5 protein-coding genes are annotated in these 16,519 nt (G+C 58.8%); all 5 read right to left on the reverse strand.

The annotated features are described in order from the left end of the window. Window positions 1–176: 176 nt before the first annotated feature. The 5 genes from ACZZZU_RS14225 to ACZZZU_RS14245 all read right to left on the reverse strand — a co-directional run bounded on the left by ACZZZU_RS14225 (window position 177) and on the right by ACZZZU_RS14245 (window position 16,511). Window positions 177–617 (reverse strand): hypothetical protein, encoded by a 441-nt coding sequence (locus ACZZZU_RS14225; RefSeq protein ID WP_463550970.1) that lies wholly within the window; start codon window positions 615–617, stop codon window positions 177–179. Window position 618: 1 nt separating this feature from the next. After that, complete coding sequence (locus tag ACZZZU_RS14230) at window positions 619–1,239, reverse strand: hypothetical protein (RefSeq protein ID WP_463550971.1); 621 nt, start codon at window positions 1,237–1,239, stop codon at window positions 619–621. Window positions 1,240–1,809: 570 nt separating this feature from the next. After that, complete coding sequence (locus tag ACZZZU_RS14235; RefSeq protein WP_463550972.1) at window positions 1,810–2,733, reverse strand: hypothetical protein; 924 nt, start codon at window positions 2,731–2,733, stop codon at window positions 1,810–1,812. A 2-nt stretch (window positions 2,734–2,735) separates the two neighbouring features. Continuing rightward, on the reverse strand, window positions 2,736–9,038 hold the full coding sequence (locus tag ACZZZU_RS14240) for a hypothetical protein (protein WP_463550973.1): 6,303 nt from the start codon (window positions 9,036–9,038) through the stop codon (window positions 2,736–2,738). Window positions 9,039–9,062: 24 nt separating this feature from the next. Then, window positions 9,063–16,511: a hypothetical protein gene (locus ACZZZU_RS14245; RefSeq protein WP_463550974.1), complete on the reverse strand. Its 7,449-nt coding sequence runs from the start codon at window positions 16,509–16,511 to the stop codon at window positions 9,063–9,065. Between the last annotated feature and the right edge of the window lie 8 nt (window positions 16,512–16,519).

Consider the following 16,519-nt stretch of genomic DNA (forward strand, 5'->3'; position numbering starts at 1 on the left):
CGGGGGCTGGCTAAGTGCCGGCAATTAAATCACAGGTTGAGGGGGGAATTGGTGCGGGAGTGCGCAGGGTTGGGGTGCCGTTCGGCGGGGAGGTGGGGTGCCGGGAGACTTGGGAGCAACCCGTCTTCTTGAGGAAACAATCGAAAGGGGACGGGTTACCTTTTTGCTTCCATTCGCTACGCCATCAATCCAAAAACTTTTTCCACAACCTCGGCACAGTCGCGGTCGCCAGTAATGGCCTCGCGATTACAGCCAGCAAGACAGTTAAATCCGCCGCTGGCAAAACGGTAAAAACGCCCTTCAGAAGGCTCCTCTTCATCGCTGTCATCGCCTTCGACGTAAGCGACTCCAAAGGACAGCTCAGGACATTGCTTTGCCCAATATTCCAGCTGCGCAATACCAAAATTGCAATCGTGCCAGCGAACCAGAACGAAGTCTCCGCGAGACACAATTTCCTCTGGGAAATCGAGATCCAAGACGGCTTCGTAAATACGCATCCAACGCGGGTCAACATCTTCCGCAAAGTCAGGACGTGTTTTAGCTACCAAAAAACTAATTACCGTGTTGAGCGTTTCAACATCGTCAAATTTTAAACCGAGCAATATGTTCCAGGCCATACTATCCTTCGATACGGGAAAATGAAGCTTTTAGCCACGGGGCAGCGTGAGAAGAACGAAAGAGGCTGAGAATTCTATCCACGAATACCCTCCGTTCGCCTTCACATGAAGAGTCTTTATACTCCGACAAAATCTGTATGACCCTATCAAGCATTTCTTGCATAGAGGCGTCGTCAGCAACGGACTCCCCTAGCTTCAATATAATTTCACCGAACAATTCGACCGCGTAAATTACGTAAAAATCGTTATTCACACCTGGACTGATTATTTGCTGACCCGCGTCATACATGAAGTTCCTTGCTGTACGCAAGAGCACACCGGACAAAGCCGACACACCCACTTCGCGCTCCTGAACCAATGGCAGGAATACGCCTTCAATAAAAAACCTGACTTTTTCTCTATGATCAGGCAGGCAAGTCATATGGCGTGACCTGCGAAAAAAAGCGATCAACACCTGCTCTTGCTCACTTGAAGGTAGCGCACCGTATAACTTCGCAATCTCTTCAGAACTGGAATACGGCGTCATAATCAGGCGGTTGCAGCCGTGTATACCCGAGCTATTCAACACGATCCCGGACTCAACAGCAGGCAACGCTTCACCGTAAACGAAGAACTGCGACATGGTTTTTTTGCTGAGAGGCGGTTAACTTCAACTCCGTCTTCAACAGTCGCCATTGCTCCTTTCGTTTCTTAATCCACGCCGGGTCATCTAACAGCCAGAGTTTTTTGAAGTGGACAAAAGGGGCCTCGCTCGGGAGAGAACCAATAGCATTCATCATGGCAACTCACAATAACTTTCTAAGAAACTTGGCAGCTCAAAATCATTTAATACATCTTGAGCATCATCACCGATCATCCCATTCGCTTTTTCTTGAAGCTGGGCCTCTAGCTCTTGAATCTTGTCCGGGAAAAGGGTACGGATTTATTATTCTACTGTAATTTAGAGCTGCTTGATAATTCCGCCCCTTCTAGCCGCGTCGAACTTATATTATTGAATAAACCTTTCGCCTGGGGACGTACAAGAAGTGCACAGCACGTACAACGAGGATCCATTAAGGCCAAAGCTAACAACTCCCTGACAAATCTCGGGCTAAACGAAAAGGTTGCTTTCTTTTCCCCTTTTACTTGTAGCAACATTGCAGCAGCAATGCCCTTTGCTGACTTGTGCAATAAATGCCAGCTCCGTGTCTGCTTACTCCAGCAAGTAGTACGGCTCTTCCCGAGAAAAACTGTTCAGGTCGATTCGACCGGTGAATAGCTTAGCGCTTTCCCACAACGCACTGAGCCCAGCAGGAATACCCTTGGACTCAAGTAACTGACGCACTTCTTCGCAATGACACTCACGCTCTCCGGGGCCACGCGGGTATCTCGCCAGCACGCGCAAATAGCACTCGAGATAAAATAAAACGGTGCGACTTGCCTTTGCCTCGGCCATTCTTTTTTCAGAAAACGTAGACACCCAGAATCCACCCATATAATTATAAAGACTGAATGGGTTGTGGGGCCTCTTAGCGTCAAGCCAAACACATAAATCTCGGTAACATTGAGCACCGTAATGGCTCGACGGCACAAACAGCCTCTCCCCCTTATAGCGAAGGTTTTCACTGCCAGGAGTTTTGCCGGTCATAAATTCGTATAACTTCTTTTCGGTGCCACCCATGTAGCCGACCGGCAAAACCACCTCGGTTCCTGCCCAACAACGAACACCATCCAGGTAGTCCAGGGTTGTAAGCTGCATCAGGATCTCGAAGGAGTCTTTCAAGCTTCTTTCCCGTTGCAACCCCCAACTCGCCTCCCCGACCAACTCTCGCCATGATTCACCATCGCCCGTTGGCTCGAGACTGATGTTGGTTATCCACTGTTCAGGACCGGCAAGAAAACGCTCGGTAATTCTGACCCAGGACGCAGTACTTTGATCGGCGGCCAACCACAGCCTGTAGACCAACGGAATGGGGTCTTCTTCGAGCGGGTGTAAGTTAGGTTCTTTACCTTTAACGAAGTACGCTTCAAATATTTTAATGGCCGCCTTTTTGTGCCAGCCGCTCACCGACAATCGAAAGCGTATGTCCTCCCAGGCGGCTTGTCGCTCAGCCCAGAGCCCCTTGTCAACAGCCATTATTAATCCGCAAAATCACCGGCCTCCTCCATAATTTTCTTAAACACCTCTTCAATATCAATCGTATTAGAGAGGATATCCTTTACCAAGATACTGCTAGTCATCAAATCGACTGGTTTTGTGCGGCAACTGATTTCAATAACTTTACTTGTATAACCCGCACCTAATGTCTTTGGTATATCCACACTAGTATCAGGCTCGCACAAATACTGCTTAGGTTTAAACTTACTGAATTCCGCAGCGGTGGGACTACGACTTCCATCCTTGGCTTTAAACTTCTGGAACCGCCAATTCATCGAGACCGTTTTTGATTTGATTAGCCCATGAGAGGCCATCAGATCCGCATAATACTCGCGGTGGTACTCGCTGGTAGCATTAAACTTGCTTGGCACGAACCCTGGGTTACCTAATGACTTAACTTCGTACCACTCTTGCTCCGCAGCATTACCGAGGACAATATCTACTCGACGTGGGTAGTTTTTGTGCGGATTGCCCTGGGAGTCTTTGTAGCTGATTGCTTGCACGGCCTCCACATCAATCACGGGCTCTCCACCTGAATATTTATGCAGGGCATCAAGATACGCCAGCATCATCAAATGGAATCGACCGCCATGTCGCCCCGACTCACTTTTGGTAACCAAAGACAGCCCATAGAGCGTCCATATTTGATACTGGAACTCTTTAGGCAAAGGATCCGTTTTATCAACTATGCGTGTTTCCAGGTAAATAATGGCAGTCGCCAGCATCAGCGGCGATACTCGGTCACTTGGCTGCGTGGTAATCATGCCGCGCACCGCGTTGGCACCGGCGCCTTTCACCACACCCAGCGCCGCCATAATCAAAGCGCGCGAGTGAATGAGCTTCCTCATTCCCTTTACATTGGGATCACGCATAGCCGCCATGATCTCTTTAAACACAACGGTAAAATTCTTAGCCGAGCCAGCCACTTTCGCCGCCGCCACTATTTTCGCCGCTTCTTCTTTCCCCTTGCGTCTGTTGGCGGTGAGTTTGCCGCGAGCATGGGCGCTTGGAACAAGGAACTCCACGGCGCTGGCGACCATCGTCTCGGCACGACTTTTCGCTGGCTCATTAATTACCGACACGCCTGGTATTTCGTCACCTTCCCAACCATCGGTGGGCATACTGAAATATTCAATCCACGTCCATAAATCATCCGGACTTTCAATGGCCTCTACCATCGAAAGAATAGCTTCCGGCCCGTCGGGGGACTCCAGCATTTCCACGACGATAAGAAAATACGGCAGCAATGAAACCAGTTTCTCGGTGCGCCCTTTAGCAGCTTCCTCCGCCGCTCGCCCCACTACCGCCGCCAGCGCTTTTACGATTGGATTTTTGCCATACAGACGGACGAACTTCTGCAAGGGCGCCAACACCAACTTCAGCGGCTTCATGACCGGGAAGACGGTTGATACGCCGAGCGCGGCCAAGGTCAGCTGCATGGCGTCGAACTTCTCCCAATCACCAGTGGCCAGGTAGTAAAGCTGCTCACCGAGCACCTTGAAGTCTTCCAAGGGGATCAGAAAGTTCACTGCGGCCTTAAGGAAACCCCAAGCACCTGATGACTCTTCGGCGTATGCCTTGGGAATCATGTATTCAAGTGGGGCGATCGTCAGCCCCGTGTACCAAGGCAGCGGACGGTATTGCTGCAGGTTGGCGACATTGATTGGCGGCGCATCAGCACTGCTATCCAGGTATTGTCCAGCCAATTCGATATAGGCCTTGGTGGAGAGCACCGAGACAAATTGGCGTACGCCATCCACAGTCACCGCGACCCGCACAGCGCGAAGGCTCGAACCGTTTTGCAGCGCGCCCAACTGACCGGAGCTTCGTACCGCCAAGGTGGCGGTGCCGGAAGCTGGTAACGTGAGGCTAGTCTGCTGCACGTCTCCCGGCAGGTTCACCAGCGGTTGCGCAGTCCAATCGTAGAGCTTGAAGCTGTTGAGCTTGCCTTTGAAGCCTTGGCCCATCAGCAGGGAGCTGCTGGTGTATTGCACGATACCTGAGGCCGCGCTGGCGACCTTGACGCCGTCCACTTCCAACTCGAGTTGACCGTCCATATAACGGCCACCTACGGCGTGCCAGCTGTCCAAGCTCACAGCAGGTTTTTCTACGCTAAAGGTGCCACCTTCGGTGTCCACCTCATAACGCAGCGTAGTGCCACTAAAGCTCAGGCGCTGACCACCACCGAGGTTGAAAATTTCGCCATTGCCTATCGCTTTGAAATCGATACGGAAACCGGTTTGCCCGCCCTTCTGCACGGAACTCGCGGTTTTTAGCTCAATTTTGGAGGTGCCATCAAACTCGTAGCTGGAACCCCGACCCAGTGGATGGTCGCGGGCTACGGTGACATCAAAGCCGACGCCGGCATGCAAACCCAGCTCGTCAGGGATGTCACTCAGGACGCGGTTGGGAAACTCATCATCGAATCCCGCGTTCTCGAGATCATTCATGTAGTAGGCAAGCAGCGGCTCCAGATTGGGGTCGCTCATATCGCCTAGACGCACTTGAACGACCCTGCCAGAAGCGCCTTTAACGCTGAGGTTACCGTGGGTTTCGTACTCCAGATTAATGGCAGTACCGTCGTAGCGGTTGTAGGTGATCGCGCCGCCGGCAGGACGGTCGCCGAGCACCATCAGGTCACGAACGTCCGCTTCTGCCACCCCGCCTCCGCCGTCAGGGCTTTTTACGGTAAAGCTGTGTTCGGTACCACCAGCAAAACCGGCACGCACTTTCCACTTACCAGGGCCAGTCATCTGTCCGGCATAGAAAGTGGGAGTGATCCGACCGTTGGCGTCGGTCTCGTATTGGCTCTCTTTGAAGTAGCCCAGATCGCTGGAAACAGTGACCAGCACACCCTTCGCAGGCTTGCCAGAGCTCGTAGTGACTAAGGCCTGGACCATGCCTTGCTGTCCCAGCACAAATTGGCTGGGACTACCGTCCAGCGTCACCGTCAAACCTTCGATAGCAAAGTCGAACTCTTTAGTCAGGGTGCCGGACTTTACGGTCAACTTCGCATCCGGGACCGCAAACGCGTTACCCGTCAATGTGAGTGTCGCAACACCATTGACAGTGCCGGGCACATACTCCGGCATCAGCGCATCCTGGTTCACCGCCATGTCGACACTGGTGCCATCAGCCACTGGGTTACCGCTGGCGTCTTTGACTGTGATTGTGAGGGTCAGCCGGTCCGACTCCATGGCAGCTGCCGTGCCGCTCGCAACGATATCGATGCTTGCTGGTTTACCAGGTTCTACGACAACCTTTTTGAATACAGCTTCTGAATTGCTTTCTCGCAACAACGCTTTAACACGTGCTGTGCTACCCGCTTTGGTGGGCATGGTGAGCACATTTTCGAAAATGCCGGTGTTGCTATCGTTTTGTACGGCGGCCGCCAGGGTTCCGTCGCCTTCAACCTTCCAGCTCAGCGTTAAGGGCTTTTTGATCTTTGGATTGCGTTCCAGATAGCCAAGCAACGTAGCGTGCATCGGCACTTTGGGATCATCTGCACTTACGTACCAAGTGTCGTCGGTTTGGTTGTTGTAGCCAAGCACAGACGGCTCCAATGCCAGATGTTCAAACGCAAACTCCATGAGCACGTTGTTCACGTCGTTGTTGGCGTACAAGCGCATCGAGAGGAAGTCTTCCGGATCGAGCATCCCCAGATGCGCAATGTTTTCGAATTCCAGACTCTGGTCCTTACCAATGGTGGCCTTTACTTCCTGCTCACCAAAAGCAAAAACCAACTGCTGCTCACCCTCGAATGCCCAGGATTCCAGCGCCCCGGCAGCGGACTTGAGCAAGTCGTAGACGATGCCGATATAGGTGTCGCTGCTGGCGAACGAAGGCGTCTTCTGGTTCAGCACGTTGGTGACTTTTTCGGCGTAATCTTTGCGCCGCACCTCTTTAAGGTTCAGTTCGTACAGACTGAATTGCATCTCAGGCCGCGCCACCCACTGGTAGATCGGCTCCGGTTTTTTCAAGTCCAGCTGCGGATTGGCATCACGCACTTTGCGGTAAGCCTGACGGCTGATTTCGCTAGCTTCTTCATCGTTCACCGGCACGATCACCGGCACATAGTGCTTGGGTCGGTATTGGAGAATGCCTTTGCCGCTGCCGGTGGAGAAATCCGGGTTTCGGTTTTCTGGCTGACCGGCTACTTGCAGGTAAAGATGCTGCTTGCCCAGTACCTGTTCCGGCAGGCGGATGACTTGCACTTGCTGGCCGGGTTTGATCTTGAATTGCGACAGGCTGTTCGCGCCCGCTGGCGCCAGACGGTTGGCCGACACCACTGCTGCCAATCGCCCGGTGTAGCCGTAATCGGCCAACTCTTCCGGCAGCGGGCTGCCATCGCTATCGGTCCAGTCGGTGTAGATGGCGATGCTGACATCGCTGCCTAAGCCGGCGCCCTCGTTACCAATCAGCTGCTTTTTCAGCTCGCCCTTGGTCATGCCTTTTTCGATTTTATTTTTTCGCTCGGCCCATATTTTCAAATTGGGCGGGCCCATGACGATCTGCTGCTGGTTGACATCGATCGAATTGCCGCTCAATGACGATTGCAGCTGAATACGCGAACTGCCGATGTAACCGGTCGGGCGGTTGATGGCAATAATTCGGACTTGTTCGCCGGCCTTGAGGTGGTTGGCGCTGCGTTTCTGAAATTCTTCTTTGAACCCACCGGCGCTTTGCCATTTGGCGAAATTGGACTCGCCTGTACGGCCCGCGATTGAATAGTAGTTCTCGGTCGAACCGCGCAGTTGAATGGTGTAACGGAACGCACCGGCCGCGTCGTCGACGCCGGAATAGGTTTTATACAGTTCGTCTTCGTGCAGACCTCGGCGCTCGGCGACCAGCTGGCCGTTACTCTCGCGGAACACATAGATATCGGTGTCTTTCAGGTCTTCCTTGCTGATGCTCTGCAGCAGGCCGCGATTTTGGAAGTCTGCCGCTACATCGATCAGACGTGTGAAGTCAGGGCCGTCTTCTTCGGTGTTCGCGGGTGCAGCTTCGTTGCGACTGGACAGATAAATGCCTTGCAGCTCGGCCTCTTCCACGCTGGTGGTGACGAACACCTCTTTTTCCGCGCCGTTGACGGTCTTCTTGACCTTCTTGCCGGGTACCACGGTTTCCGGTTTTTCGTCTCCGTCAAAATCGTATTTTTGCTGCAGCGCTCTTTTACGGTCGCTGGTTTCGGCGCTGTATTCGGTGGCATCACCCAGCTTGGCGTTCTGTAGCGCAGCGGCGCCATCCAACACCATCAAATCAACCGGAAAATCCATCGGCCGTTTAATCGGCGTAGCCGCCGTGGCGATGATCATCGCCGCGCTCAGGTTATAAACCCCAAGGCCATTGCAGAAGTCGTAGTCCATCCGCGTCATGTAGTACGGCATCATTGAGCCGCCGCGTGGGTTGAAGCGTTTGTATTGCAGTTCCAGGTAAGCGGGGGTGGTGTACTCCATGGTGAAGCCGGGGCAAGCAGGCAGGAAGTACTGCATGCTGTATTTGCCTTCGCCGTTGGTTAGCGCGTAGCCCCCGGTGATATAGCCACCAAGCGAAACGCCCACGCCAGGCATGGCACCGTAAATTTGCGCATCACGGTCACGGGTCATGCTGTCCGAGACCTTGCCATCCTTGCCGAAGAAGCCGACGCGGAAGCCAATGGTGTTCGCGGTCTGGCTGAGGATCGCGCCCTCAGCGTTAAGCAGCAGCGACTTGCTCGAGGCATCAGGCGTAACGCCGTCTTTGATCGGCAATTGCAATAACAGCAGTTCGGTGCCGGTGGTGGTGAACAGTTCTTTGTCGGGGCGCACCATCACTGTCAGCGTCGAAGGCGACAGGGCCGGCTTGTTAATGGTCTCGCCGGTCACGGTTTTAAAAGTTTTGCCGCGGTACTCGGTGGCGGCCATGACCTGCGCAGTCGGGTAATGCTCGCGCGTGTCTTTCTGGCGTTGCAGGTAGGCACGATAGACGTCGCCGGACATCACTTGGGCCCGCTCGTAATCGCCTATCGCCTCACCAATCTCGCGCATTTCCTTGCCGCTGCTGTCGTACTCGACATACACCGGGCGCTTGTTCGGGCCAGGCACGATGGCGCGGGTGTAAACGGCTCCGTGCTTGTAATACCACTGCGGCACGTAAAAACCGGGAATCCACCCCAGGTTGAAAAACGCCTGCGCCGTCATGGTCCACCCGCCAAGCACCACGCCCAGCACCAGGCCGAGCATCGAAACCTTGCGGCGCACCGCAAATCGCGAACGGGAGGCTGTGGGCATACGCAACATTTCCATCTGTCTGTAGTTCCTTGACCCGCCTCAGCGGCTCTTACTCAGTCGATAAAGCTCAGCTTGCAGCTGGCGCAAATTCATTTGCCCGTCGGCGTAAGCCTTGAGGGCGGGTTGGGCTTCGATGCCGGCGAGGGCGAAGCCGAACAGGTCGAGGTTGCCGGGTTCCAGCGCGCCTTTGCTGCGGATGCGCAGGTTGTCGATCTGGCCGACGCCGACGGGCACTACGCGGCCTGCCGCGCGGTCGAGACCGACCATCACCACGTAGGCGCCGTTTTCGGGCAGGTAGTCGTAGCTGTCGGCCAGTTTCAGGGCGGCGAGGTCGACGCTGATGCTGCCTTGCACGCTTACGCCGGCCGGTTGCAGGGCGTACATCCAGTAGGGCAATGCCATCGGGTCGACCGGGTAAGCCAGTTCGCTGAATTGCAGCATTTGCACGTGCAGGTCGCCTTCCTGGCGGCCGTCGGGGAATTGCAGTTTGGCGTTGCTGAGGTCGAGTTTGAGTTCGCCGCTGAGCAGGCTCAGTTGGCTGCCGCCTTTGACCGGTACATAGGGCAGCGTGGTGTTGAGCTGGGCCAGTTGCAGTTGGCCGAGTTCGTTGAGCACGCCGTTCTGAACGCTGATGGTGCGGCTGTCGCTGCCGTAGCTGCGCACGCTCTGGCCGGGGTTGAGTTGCAGGCTGTAGCGCCCGGCCGGAATGTTTTGTGCGGCGTTGTCGCCGAAGCCGAAGTTGAAAGCGCCGTCGCCGTTGGTTTGTACGCTGCGGTCGAGTTCGTCGATGCGCACTTGCACGCCGGCCACCGGTTGCTGCAGTTGGTCCATGACCACGCCGCTGATAAAGGTCGGCAGCGGACGTGTGTGGTAGCGGATGCGGCTGAGTTCCTGGCCGTCGTAGGTCACTTCCACCGACACCTCGGCGTTGTAGGCCAGGTCTTGGCTTGGGTAGAAGGCCACCACCTGGCTGCCGGGCAGTTCGGCGAGGTTGCCGGCCACGGGCAGGTAGTCGCGGTTGACGTCGATTAGTTGGTAGCCCTGGGCTTGCAGCTCGCTGGTGCCGAGGCCGTCGAGGTCTACGTAGGTTTTGCCGTGGGCGGTTTCGAAGACTTTGAGCTGCAGCTTGCTGATGTCGATGGCCTGGTTGAAGTACAGGCTGATGAAGTCGTTGGGGTTGGCGTTGCGCTCACCGCTGGCCGGTTCGATGCGCTCCAGGGCGACGGGCACTTGTTGCGGGGTGACCACGGTGATGCTGCGGCTGCTCTGCGCCACCACTTGCCCGCTGCTGTTTTGCAGCACGGCGAGCAGGCGGTATTGGCCGGCAGCGGCCGGCACTTGCAGGTTGGCGCTTTTGAGCGTGGTGTCGCCGGTGAGGGCGGCGTCGGCGAGGTTGTCGCCGTTGCTACCCAGCAACAAGGCGCGCGGGAACAGTTGGCCGCTGAGGTCTTCGATCCGTGCGGCCACTTGCAGGCTGATCGGCTCGCCGAGGTTGAGCAGTTCGGTGCCTTCGGTGGGGATAACCCAGTTGATGGCGGCCTGGCTGTTGAGCTCCAGGCTGTAGGCCTGACGGGTCAGATTGCCGGCCTGGTCACGCGCTTCCAGGGTCAGTTCCACGCTTTTGCCCAGGGGCAGACTCAGGCTGGTGGCGAAGCGGAATTCGCCAGCGCTGGCGCCGGGTTCCAGGGTTACGTCGCTGCCGTTGATTTGGAAGCTGCCAGGGTTGGCTTCACGCAGGGTGCCTTTGACTGGGAACGGCTGCTCGCTCACGCGGTTTTCGGCGGGCAATTCCACCAGTGGCGTGTCGAGCTGAATCACCGGCGCGGTCTGGTCGAGCTGCCAGCTGAGGGTTTGGCGGGTTTCCTGACCGCTGCGGTCGCGGGCCAACAGCTCGACGCTGTAGCTGGAATGGCCGACCGGCACGCCGAGGGTTTCTTTGAGGTCGAGCAGTTGTGTGCCGGCCTCGCGCAGCACCAGGTTGCGACCGTTGAGGCGCACGCTGTCCAGACCGGCTTCGGCGTACACCTGGCCGCGCAACACGAAACCATTGCCGGGCAACAGGCTGCCGCTGGCCGGGCTCAGGCTGTCGAAGCGTGGCGGTTTGAAGGTGGTCTGCGCGGGTTGGTAGGTGACCAAGACGCTGCGCTGGGTGCTGCGTTGGTCAACCCAGGCCTGAACCACCAGGGTGTTGGGGCCGACTTGCAGGTTGATGGGCGCCGACTGGTAGGCGAACTCGGTGACCTGGCTGGTGGCTGTCAGGGTCGCGGCCTGGCCGTTGATTAGCACTTCCATGCGCTGTGCAGCCTTGTCGCTACGCAGCACGCCGCGCACCACCACGGTGGCGTCTTTGACGGTGGCGCCTGCACTTGGGTAGTCGATGGTCAAGCCGATGTCGCTGGACACCGCCACGCGCTCGACGTGGCGTACCACGCTGGCCTGATTACCGGCTTTGTCGAAGGCGGTGAGCGTGAGCGTGTTCGCGCCTTCCTGCAGGGGCACGGTGGCGGTCCAGTTGCTGCCTTGCAGGGTGACGGCAAAGCGGCTGGTGGCGAAGCGGTTGGAGGTGAATTCCAGACGCGCCACGCCAACGCCGGCGTCCGTGGCGGTACCGCGCAGGGTGATGCTGTCTTCGCTGACGCTGGCGTTGTCAGCGCCTTCGATGGTCACCACGGGCGCTACACGGTCCGGGAAGCTGGTGGCGTCGTCGGGGTTGGTGCCGGCGGCCACTTCGTCTGCGTTGCTGACGCCATCGCCGTCACGGTCGGGGTCTTTGTTGTCGCCGATGCCGTCTTTGTCGAGGTCGCGGGTTTCCGTTGGGTCGTTGGGGAAAGCGTCGGCGTCATTGCCTACGCCATCGCCGTCACGGTCGCTGTCCAGGCTGTCCGGAATACCGTCTTTGTCGAGGTCAGCGGGCACGCTGGTTTTGTCGTAGGGGTTGGTGCCGGCTTGTACTTCGTAGTCGTTGGAGATGCCGTCGCCGTCGCGGTCCGGGTCTTTGCTGTCGCCGATGCCGTCGCCGTCGAGGTCGCGGCTTTCGCTCGGGTCATTCGGGAACGCGTCGGCCTCGTTGGCCACGCCGTCGCCGTCGATATCGCTGTCGAGGCTGTCGGGGATGCCGTCTTTGTCCAAGTCTGGCGGCGTACTGGTTTTGTCGTTCGGGTTAGTGCCGGCTTGCACTTCGTAGTCGTTGGAGATGCCGTCGCCGTCGCGGTCGGTATCGGCGTTATCGCCAATGCCGTCGCCGTCGAGGTCGCGGCTTTCGCTGGCGTTGTCGGGGAAGGCATCGGCGTCGTTGGCCACGCCGTCGCCATCTCGGTCGCTGTCGAGGCTGTCTGGTATGCCGTCTTTGTCGAGGTCTGCCGGCGTGCTGGCTTTGTCGTTCGGGTCGGTGCCGGCCTGGGTTTCGTAGTCGTTGGAAATACCGTCGCCGTCGCGGTCGGTATCGGCGTTGTCGCCAATGCCGTCGCCGTCGAGGTCACGGCTTTCGCTGGCGTTGTCCGGGAATGCGTCGGCCTCGTTGGCCACGCCGTCGCCGTCACGGTCGCTGTCGAGGCTGTCAGGAATGCCGTCTTTGTCGAGGTCGGCAGGCACGCTGGCCTTGTCGTCCGGATTGGTACCGACCTGAATTTCGTAGTCGTTGGAGATGCCGTCGCCATCGCGGTCGGCATCTTTGTTGTCGCCGATACCGTCGCCGTCCTGGTCGCGGGTTTCGCTTGGATCATCGGGCAGTGCGTCTTGCTCGTTGGCTACGCCATCACCGTCACGGTCGCTGTCCAGCGCGTCGGGAATGCCGTCTTTGTCGAGGTCGGCCGGCACGCTGGTTTTATCGTCGGGGTTGGTGCCCAGCTGAGTTTCGTAGTCGTTGGAAATGCCGTCGCCGTCGCGGTCGGTATCGGCGTTGTCGCCAATGCCGTCGCCGTCCTGGTCTTTTGCCTCGGCCGGGTTGTCGGGGAACAGGTCGTCTGGGTTGCGCACGCCGTCGCCGTCGCGGTCATCGTCGAGGCTGTCCGGAATGCCGTCTTCGTCCAAGTCTGGCGGCGTGCTGGTTTTGTCGTTCGGGTCGGTGCCGGCCTGGGTTTCGTAGTCGTTGGAAATACCGTCGCCGTCGCGGTCGGTATCGGCGTTGTCGCCAATGCCGTCGCCGTCGAGGTCACGGCTTTCGCTGGCGTTGTCCGGGAATGCGTCGGCCTCGTTGGCCACGCCGTCGCCGTCACGGTCGCCGTCGAGGCTGTCCGGAATGCCATCTTTGTCGAGGTCGGCGGGCACGCTGGTTTTGTCGTTCGGGTCTGTGCCGACCTGGGTTTCGTAGTCGTTGGAAATGCCATCGCCATCGCGGTCGGTGTCGGCATTGTCGCCAATGCCGTCGCCGTCGAGGTCGCGGCTTTCGGCTGCATCGTTGGGGAACGCGTCCGCGTCGTTGGCCACGCCGTCGCCGTCGCGGTCGTCATCCAGTGCATCGGGAATGCCGTCTTTGTCGAGGTCGGCCGGCACGCTGGCTTTGTCGTCCGGGTTGGTGCCCAGCTGGGTTTCGTAGTCGTTGGACACGCCGTCGCCATCGCGGTCGGCGTCTTTGTTGTCGCCGATGCCGTCGCCGTCGAGGTCGCGGCTTTCGCTTGGGTCGTTCGGGAACGCGTCAACGGTGTTGGCCACGCCGTCACCGTCGCGGTCGTCGTCAACGGCGTCGGGAATGCCGTCTTTGTCGAGGTCGGCGGGCACGCTGGTTTTGTCGTCCGGATTGGTGCCGGCTTGCACTTCGTAGTCGTTGGAAATGCCGTCGCCGTCGCGGTCCGGGTCTTTGCCGTCGCCGATGCCGTCGCCGTCGAGGTCGCGGCTTTCAGTCGGGTCGTTGGGGAACGCATCAACGTCGTTGGCCACGCCGTCGCCGTCACGGTCGCTGTCCAGCGCGTCGGGAATGCCGTCTTTGTCGAGGTCGGCAGGCACGCTGGTTTTGTCGTCCGGGTTGCTGCCGGCCTGCACTTCGTAGTCGTTGGAGATGCCGTCGCCGTCGCGGTCGAGGTCGGCGTTATCGCCAATGCCGTCGCCGTCCAGGTCGCGGGTTTCGCGCGGGTCGTTGGGGAAGGCGTCTTTGTCGTTGTCTACGCCGTCGCCGTCGCGGTCGAAGTCGAGCGGGTCGGGAATGCCGTCGCGGTCCAGGTCCGGCGGCACGCTGGCTTTGTCGTTCGGGTCGGTGCCCAGTTGGGTTTCGTAGGCGTTGGAAATACCGTCGCCGTCACGGTCGAGGTCGGCGTTGTCGCCGATGCCGTCGCCGTCGAGGTCTTTGCTTTCGGCCCCATCGTTGGGGAATGCATCCACGTCGTTGGCCACGCCATCGCCGTCACGGTCGCCGTCCAGCGCGTCGGGAATACCGTCGCGGTCCAAGTCGGGCGGCACGCTGGTCTTGTCGTTGGGGTTGGTGCCCAACTGGGTTTCGTAGTCGTTGGAAATGCCGTCGCCGTCGCGGTCCGGGTCTTTGTTATCGCCAATGCCGTCGCCGTCGAGGTCTTTGCTTTCGCTGGGGTCGTTGGGGAAGGCGTCAACGTCGTTCGCCGCGCCGTCGCCGTCACGGTCGCTGTCGACGGCGTCGGGAATGCCGTCGCGGTCCAGGTCAGGCGGCACGCTGCTGGCGTCGTTGGGGTTGGTGCCGACCTGCTCTTCGTAATCGTTGGAGATGCCGTCGCCGTCGCGGTCCGGGTCGGTGTTGTCGCCAATACCGTCGCCGTCCAGGTCGCACAGCAAGCCGAAGTCGACCTTGCTCAGTTGCGCCGCGTTATGGGTGGTGCGCGCCAGGGTGTCGAGCGTGACAGTGCTGGCGACCGCGCCGCCATAAAGCCGCGAAGCGTATTGCTGGGTGACGCTGCCCTTGGCGTAGACGAAACCGGCCAGGGTAGCGTTGGAGCCAAGGGTGACGTTGCCTTCGGCCAGCACCAGCAGGCGCGAGGCATCGCCGGGGGTTTCGTAAGCCGTGGCGTTCATCAACGCCAGCCACGGCAGTTCGAGGTTCTTCAGCACGTGCAGGCGCACGGTGCCGTTACCAATGGGCGTAATTTTCGACTCGCTGCCCAGGGTCAGTTTGTCGATCCAGTAATCGCCAGGTGCCAGTTCCAGGGTGCTGCGGTAACCCAGTTCCAGCTCTTTGAGCAGGTAGTCGCCGGCCACGTTGAAACGCACCTTGGCGGTGCCGTTGACGTTAAGGCGTTGCCACTCTTTGCGGCTGCCGTCGAGGGTCAGGTTGCCGGCGTAGGCGACGTCTTGCTTGAAGGTGCTGCTGGTGGCACGGAAGCTCGGCATGACCGGCACTGGCGCGGGACTAAAGCTCGCTTGGCAATCTTGCGTGCCGCAGCTGCGCACGCTGGAGGCAAAGCTGTTATCGACGCGGTTGGTGGCCAGGTACGCCGACGGCGCATCGCGCAACTGGGCGTTCAGGGCAAAGCTGATACGCCCGCCGCTGCCGTGGGTTTGCAGGCCTTTGGCAAAGGACGCCACGCACATGCTCGGCTGCACGGCCGGCGGCGCCACGGTGGGAATACTTTGCGCATTGAGCGGGTTACTGCCGGCGACGCGCTCGCGTTCGTCGTCGTAGCTGTCGCCGTCGGTGTCGTCGTCGAGCAGGTCGAGGATGCCGTCGCCGTCGAGGTCCGCGCGTTCCTGGCACTGGGTATTCCAGCTGGCGCTATTGATGGCGGCCATGCGCGTTTCGATGCGTGCGGCACTGCCAACGTCAACGCTGCGGGCATTCAGGGCGCCGGTCAGCCGTGCGGCAAAAGCCGAGCGGTATTCGCCCTCGGCATACACCAGGCCGTTGATAACGCTGGCCGATTCCTGCACCACGTTGCCACGCACAAACAGTTGCAGGCCTTCCGGGCGCCCGCTGCCGTCGTCACCCGCGTTGAGGCGCGCCTGATATGGCAGGTTCACGGCGCTGCCGACCATAATTTTTGCGGTGCCGCTGGCCACGCGCAGTTGGCTGTTGCTGGCCATGTCCAGCTGACCGATCCAGTAACGGCCCGGCGCCAACGTGACCTTAGCGCCATAGCCGAGGCTCAGGCGCTCGATGTAATAGGCCTGGTGACGCGGGTTAAAGCTGAGGGTGGCGGCGCTTTCCAGCTCGATGGTGCGGTAGCGGTTTACTTCGTCGCCGCCGGCTTCGCCATTGCCCAGGTAGCCCAGACGCAGGTCGTACTGGCCGCTGACGGCGGGCAATTTCAGGGTGAGCAAATCACCGGCCGCCTGGCCGCTAGCCGTGCAGTTTTTGCTGCCGCAGCTGGGCGAGGCGAACGCGCTTTGGACTTTGAGGCTGTCTAGCGAAAGGCCGGGGTTGTCGGCGAGCTGGCCGCCCCACTGGAAGTTGATGCCACCAGTGCCGTGGGTTTGCAGACCGGAGGTAAACACCGCCCGGCACGAGTCGGCGGCGTGCGCAGCGGCCGCGCTCAGGCACAGCAGGCCAACCAACAGTCGGCCACTTGCGCGCTTGCCCCCGAGCATCCCCATAACGTTCA

The organism is Pseudomonas sp. AC136 (assembly GCF_979258585.1).